General features: G+C 42.6%; 5 protein-coding genes. 2 read left to right on the forward strand and 3 right to left on the reverse strand.

From position 1 onward, the window contains the following. From BM294_RS15430 to BM294_RS15440, 3 genes are all read right to left on the reverse strand, one after another. Positions 1-2,246: serine-rich family protein (locus BM294_RS15430; protein ID WP_139225908.1), on the reverse strand; the 2,246-nt coding region annotated here is incomplete at its 3' end. 265 nt (positions 2,247-2,511) lie between these two features. Continuing rightward, a complete protein-coding gene (locus BM294_RS15435; protein ID WP_091209956.1) occupies positions 2,512-2,745 on the reverse strand; it encodes a hypothetical protein in 234 nt (77 codons plus the stop codon). Further along, positions 2,745-4,127 (reverse strand): MATE family efflux transporter, encoded by a 1,383-nt coding sequence (locus tag BM294_RS15440; RefSeq protein WP_207648065.1) that lies wholly within the window; start codon positions 4,125-4,127, stop codon positions 2,745-2,747. Before BM294_RS15440 ends, BM294_RS15435 begins: the two co-directional genes overlap by 1 nt. Before the next feature lie 173 nt (positions 4,128-4,300). Between BM294_RS15440 and BM294_RS15445 the strand changes: the two genes are divergently transcribed. Continuing rightward, the gene (locus BM294_RS15445; protein ID WP_091209960.1) at positions 4,301-4,687 is read left to right on the forward strand and encodes a hypothetical protein; all 387 of its coding nucleotides are present in this window, start codon (positions 4,301-4,303) and stop codon (positions 4,685-4,687) included. 143 nt (positions 4,688-4,830) lie between these two features. After that, a partial coding sequence (locus tag BM294_RS15450; RefSeq protein ID WP_139225909.1) for a DUF342 domain-containing protein occupies positions 4,831-7,082 on the forward strand: 2,252 nt, incomplete at its 3' end.

Consider the following 7,082-nt stretch of genomic DNA (forward strand, 5'->3'; position numbering starts at 1 on the left):
CTGTAGATCATATATGTAAGACCGGCTGCATTCTTGTTAACAGGAATTGTAAGTACGCCGTCCATAATACATGGAACTAATACGCTTGTTCCGTCACTGAATACTACTGTGTAGTACTGACCGGTGGATACACTTGCGTATACAGGTAAGTCTACTGTATCAGTTAATGCAGTTGCAAACATATTTGCGAAATTAACAAAACCTGCACCTAACATATTGTCAGCTCCAAAACCGCCTACGCCTGCAGCAATAAAGTTATTGATAGCTGCCATAGGATCGAGAGGCATGAGAACATCGGTTATATTAAGGACTGTATTTGTTCCGGCAAGATTTGGTGCCTGGATCGTTAAGCCCTGATATCTGGTCATGTCTGATGAGAAACCCGGGGCGTCATTGCCTGCGTTTCCTGTGTTGTTTCCTACAGACCAGTTCTGACCGGATCCTGAATCAGACTTTCTGTGGTCTCCCTCGGTGGCTACGACATTGGATGCATCGATCTCGGTAGATGATATCTTCTTAAGGTTAACACCTACAAATACACCACCGCCTCTTGGAACTTCAAGATAATACTTTCCATCGCTGGAGATAACCTGAACATTGGCTGCACCGTCTACATTGTAGAAGCTGTCGACAGTATATCTCGCAGGAACAGTTATCTCGAGATAAACCTTATCGCCCTGATGAGCGGTCTGGTAACCATGGAGTTCAGTTGTGCCGGAAAGTCCGATCGCACCACCTGTAGCAGTAACAGGATCTACCTTGATGATGTAGTTGATGTTCTGCTCAGCTTCTTCGTTTCTGGTGTACTCACTGGTATAGCTATAAGAGTCCTCGGAATAAACGCGTTTAACATCCTCTACTATATTACCGGTATCCTTTGCAGGTTCAACTTTCCATACAGTGATGTTCAGGTTCTCGGTAGAAGATGATCCTGTTGTCCACGTTTCGTCTTCTGAAGAGTATACAGAAGTATTCTGAAGTACAATAGTATGTTCGCCACTTGAAAGAGTTCCGCCAACTACGAGATCAAGGGTGCTCTTATCGGTAGTTTTTGAGATACTAACTGCATCCCCGGTTGCAGTTACATCATTTACAACCTTTACAGTGATTTTGCCTGTATCCTCTGCGAAATCACCGAGTGATAATGCATATCCATCTCCATCTACCAAGACGCTTCCACCGACATTCACATCGATAGTTCCTGCGCCGTTTGCCATGATTCCATCCGCCCAATCAGTACCGGTTACTTTTACGTCACCACCAACATCCACACTTATAGATGACTTATCATCGGTTGTATGTGCTTCGATGCCGTAAGAGGTACCGCCGGTAATAGTGAGATCTTTTCCTATGTCTACTTCTTCTTTTGAGCCTTCATGTGCATTCGCCCTAACACCAATTGCCTCACCTAGAGACGATACTGAAACATTTCCGCCCACATTCACAGTACCTGATGAATTATCATAAGTATATTCGGAAATGCCAATCGCTTCCTTTATTCCGGAAACAGTGAGATCATTGCCTATATCGACTTCGGCACCGGAATCCGCCTCTGACGATACAGAGATTCCGGTTGCTCTGCTCATGCCATAGGAATCAAGATCTCCACCTGTTACAGTTACTGAAACATCATTTCCCACTGTGGCTTTTGCAGTAGAGTCGTCTCTTGATCTAACGTTAATTCCATTAGCTATATTATCCTGATATGACTTGTCATCATCAGTTCCTTTAGCACTTGCCGAAACATTATTTCCTACTGAAACCTCTGTGCTGGATCCTGAAAATGATCTGATATAGATACCTTTAGCATCATTTACATCAGATAAGTCGCTATTGTCGTTAACGGCAGTTGCTGTAACATCGTTTCCAACAGAAACTTTTACGTTTGATTCATCTATGGAAATTGTAGAAACACCGTAAGCATCGTTTTCAATAATATAGTTAGAATCTTCAGCTTTGTCTATCGACGCTGTTGCTGAAGCATCTTTCTCTACTTCTACAGTGGCTGTGCTTTTTTCATCGGCATAAGCTGAAACACCTACAGCCTCTCCCGCAGTATCAATGCTTGCTGTGGCGTTCTCTACTTTTTCAGATTCTGATCCACCATCAAAAACCGTTACCTCCACACCGGCATCATAAGCAGAGTTTGTTTCGGCCATTGCCTGCATACCCGTTCCCATGACCATCGAGGCAGAAATGATCACAGCTATAGCTTGCTTTGTTTTACATAAGTTCCTTCTTTTCAAAATGAAATCTCCTTTTCGTGTTCCATCACCTAAAAATGTTACGTATTTACGTCATACAACGTCTAATATGAAAATTCGGCTGATATGTATAAATATATTAGACGACAACAAAACTTTAGATATTTTTAATAATGATAAAATTTCTTGAAGAAATGGCGGAAAGGATATTCCTAATACAGATAGCCATCTTAAGGATAATTACAGGAAATAGCGGAATACAATTAATAGAAAAAAGGAGTTGATATGGAAAAACTAAATTTCCATGTCAACTCCTGAAATTTTTTCGATGAAAATACTGTTTCGGTGGTTTATAACCGGCCAGCTTCATCTGATTTAAAAACTCATCTACAGAAAGTCCTATATTGTCTGCACCGGTTGTTATAGTAATGATGCCTTTTTCAACAAGTTCATAAAGCTTTTTTGATTCGCCCTCCGATATGCCTTGTGACATTCCGAGCTCAATGCCCTCTTTTCTGGCTATATCTTCGTAATACTCCATCACTCGTGTTCAACAGTCAGATTTCTGAGCCATCGTTCCTTCTTCATCCAGAACTGGAATATCACAATCTTTATGATATCCAGAAGCTTGACACAGAGATACATCTCCACGGGACCGATACCCGTATATCTTGCAAGCATAAAAAGCATAGGCAGCATGACGATTATATTGATGGAAGCATCCACGCAGGCACCCATCTTTGTATCTCCGCCGGCTCTGGCTACGGACATTTGCGTATTCATGTAAACCCATATGGGCATGAAAAGGGACAACAGTATGACCATCCTTCTGCAAATGTCAATGGCATTGACGCTCAATCGTGCATAAACTATGGGCACTGCCAGTGTAGTCACCATTCCGAATAATGTCATCATCACCCCAAAAACGGCTGAGCCCGAAAGCAGCCATGTTTTTTCCTGACGTGCCCTTGAAAGTTCTCCTTCTCCGAGAGTCTTGCCTATGAGTACAACTGTGGTTGTGCAGATACCGTTAAATGCCACAAAAAACAGGTTCGCAATGGCAAAGCTTGCTGCCATACCTGAAACAACATCCGCACCGCCTCTTCCGTTATAGATAGCAGTGATTATGGTTTCCGAAACAGCCCAGGTCATCTCACAGAAAAGAACAAGCGCCCCCTTCTTTAACATTTCCCTGAATAATACAACGTCAATACGGAATTTTTCCGAAAGCCATATACCAAATTGAGGCTTTATCTTCATATATATTACAGCAAAAATCAAAAATTCCAGTGTTCTTGCTATAACAGTTGCAAATGCGGCTCCCCGTACTCCCATGGCAGGAATGCCAAAATGACCGTAGATCATTATGTAGTTACATACTGTATTGGACAGAGTAGCCACTACTGTTACAGCAAGTGGAAGGCGAACCTTTCCCATATCGCGCAGTGAGCTTGCTATACAGATGGAAAATGTCATTGGTATGCCCACCAGAGACATTATCCTGATGTACCTGACTCCTTCTGAAATGATGGCATCTGCCTGAGTGTTACCTACTACCAGAAGTGACAGAATCTGTTTTGGATAGGCCAGACACACCATGAAATATGGAATCAAAACAAGCAATCCCATGATAAGTTTAAAGCTGAATGCCTGCTGCATTCCCGATCTTTCCTTTGCTCCAAAGAACTGTGTGAGAAAAATCCCACCGGTCATACAGATGGTGTTTGTAAATATCAGAAATACAAACAGTATCTGACCCGCTATATTAACACCCGACATGGAGACATCTCCAAGACCGGAAACCATGAAATTGTCGACCAGTGAAACAAGGCTTTGGATCAGTTGCTGGAGCATGATCGGTAAAGCTATGGACAGCGCCGCTTTATAAAAGCTGACGCTTCCGAATATTCTCTTTACGTTCATTGTCATCACCTTAACGTTCATTATATTCTTTTTGAATATATCTTAATTATCAGGATATATCCATCGGTATTCGTCATTATATCCCTCATATATAAGCCAAAATGCAATTATAGAAGTATGCGATTTTATTAACATAGTACGCAATTATTCAGTTTTGCAGAAGGAGTATGCAAGTGAAACGAAAAAATTTATGCAGTACAAAGAAACTGCTGGCTGTGATACTTGCGGCATCAATGGGATCGAGCACCGGTATCACTGCATTGGCAGAATCAACCGAAGGAGTTGAACTTAAGGTCACAGATGAGAAAGAAACCGAGGAATGGGAATCCGTGACAAAAGAAGGCGTATATGTGGAAAGCATTTCTATCAAAGGCGATTGCGATACCGAGGCTGTAGTAAATGTTGTGGGCGATGTAGAACAGAATGTTCGTCATGACGGTGTAGCAGCAGGTGCAAGATCAGAATCCACTGACGGTTCAAAAGCATCAACCCGGGTGAATGTGGGCGGTGATGTCTCGGTAACCGCAAATGATGATGATTTCGCCGGGGTTTCTTCATGAAATTTTATGATTATTAAAAATCCATAAAGTTTTGTTGTCGTCTAATAAATTTATCCATATTAGCCGAATTTTTATATTAAGACGTCTTATGACATAAATACGTAACATTTTCAGGTGATGGAACACGAAAAGGAGGTTTCATTTTGAAAAGAAGGAACTTATGTAAAACAAAGAAAGCTATAGCTGTGATCATTTCTGCCTCAATGGTCATGGGAACGGGTATGCAGGCAATAGCAGCAACAGACTATGCTTCTGAATCCGGTGTGGAGGTGGTCGTTTCTGACGGCGGCTCAGAGTCTGAAAAAGTAGAGAATGCAACGGCCAGCGTTGATGATAAGGGTGATGCCAGAGGTGTTCTCGCATATGCAGACGAAAACAGCTCAGCTACTGTAGAAGTGGAAAAAGATGCTTCAGCAACAGCATCGAAGAACAATAGTGAATCCTCATACTATGGCGGAAGTTATGCTTACGGTATTTCCGCAGATTCAACGGATGAATCAAGCATAAAGGTATCTGTCGGAAACGATGTTACGGCAACTGCAGGTAACGCCGGTGGCGATTCATACGATGATAACGAAGCCTTTGGTGTCTACATCGGTTCCCATGGCGATTCCAGCACAGAGGTTTCAGTAGGAAATAACATTACTGCCAGCGCTACAGGTACTGCTGATGATGAATCAAGCAAGTGGAATCAGGCCGGAGGTATTTATGTTGATTTAACACAGGATTCCGCGGCAAAGGTTAGTGTAGGGAACGATGTATCTGTAACTGCCTCAGGCACAGATGATACTCACTATGGCATGAGCAGATCAACCGGAACTAATGTAAGAGCATCAGTAGACTCAAAGGCTGAAGTCGATATAGGAAATAATCTCACTGTTTCAGGCATAGATGAAGCAACAGGTATTTACGTAGATAATTATAAGAATTCATCGGGTACTGTAAGTGTAGGTGGCAATGTTTCAGTAACCTCATCATCTAAGGGTGAGGCAATGGGTGTTGACGTAACGACACATAGAAACTCAACCGGCGAAGTAGACATCGGAAATGATCTCACTGTTTCAGGTGGTACCTCTTATGGTATAAGAGCTCATTCAACAGATGATAAATCATCTTTAACTGTGAACGTAGGTGGAGACGTAACCGTAAGCGGTGATGAATTTTCCAATAGTATTAATGGTGCCACAACAGGAACTCTCGATATTAATGTCGGAGGAAATGTTATCCAGGAAGGAGAAAGTGGCGTAGCCGTACAGCTTAACGATTTTGAAGAAGAAACCGGCAAAATCACTGTAAAGGTTGCAGAAAACGTAACTGCCGCTGGTGGTGCTGTTAGTGTAGCTAAATCCACTGACAAGAGTATGATTGATCTTGTAGTCGGCGGAACGATTTCCGGCGGTGAGCACAATATCGTACTTGAAGAAACTTATGTATACTCCGAAGAGGATGAAGATTGGCTTCCAACTGCATCTTCAACCGAGAATCTGAGCATCACTGTATGGAAGATCGACCCTGTAAAGGACAGCGGTAACTTAGTTGAAAACTCTAAATTTGTTTCTTCTGAAGACTCTTCTGCATCAAGCTATGAGTACACCAGAAACGAAGAAGCTGAGCAGAACATCAACTACATCATCAAGGTAGATCCTGTTACTGCTACAGGTGGTGCGATCGGACTTTCCGGCACAACTGAACTCCATGGTTACCAGACCGCTCATCAGGGCGATAAGGTTTATCTCGAGATAACAGTTCCTGCGAGATATACTGTCGACAGTTTCTACAATGTAGACGGTGCAGCCAATGTTCAGGTCATCTCCAGCGATGGAAAGTATTATCTTGAAGTTCCAAGAGGCGGTGGTGTATTTGTAGGTGTTAACCTTAAGAAGATATCATCTACCGAGATCGATGCATCCAATGTCGTAGCCACCGAGGGAGACCACAGAAAGTCTGATTCAGGATCCGGTCAGAACTGGTCTGTAGGAAACAACACAGGAAACGCAGGCAATGACGCCCCGGGTTTCTCATCAGACATGACCAGATATCAGGGCTTAACGATCCAGGCACCAAATCTTGCCGGAACAAATACAGTCCTTAATATAACCGATGTTCTCATGCCTCTCGATCCTATGGCAGCTATCAACAACTTTATTGCTGCAGGCGTAGGCGGTTTTGGAGCTGACAATATGTTAGGTGCAGGTTTTGTTAATTTCGCAAATATGTTTGCAACTGCATTAACTGATACAGTAGACTTACCTGTATACGCAAGTGTATCCACCGGTCAGTACTACACAGTAGTATTCAGTGACGGAACAAGCGTATTAGTTCCATGTATTATGGACGGCGTACTTACAATTCCTGTTAACAAGAATGCAGCCGGTCTTACATATATGATCTACAG

Origin of the sequence: Oribacterium sp. WCC10 (assembly GCF_900113415.1) — a bacterium.
GTDB lineage: Bacteria > Bacillota > Clostridia > Lachnospirales > Lachnospiraceae > Oribacterium.

What these genes read in the sequence shown, in the direction of transcription:
- BM294_RS15440 (WP_207648065.1), bottom strand. Translation starts at nt 4,127, where the DNA reads ATGAACGTAAAGAGAATATTCGGAAGCGTCAGCTTTTATAAAGCGGCG.
- BM294_RS15435 (WP_091209956.1), bottom strand. Translation starts at nt 2,745, where the DNA reads ATGGAGTATTACGAAGATATAGCCAGAAAAGAGGGCATTGAGCTCGGA.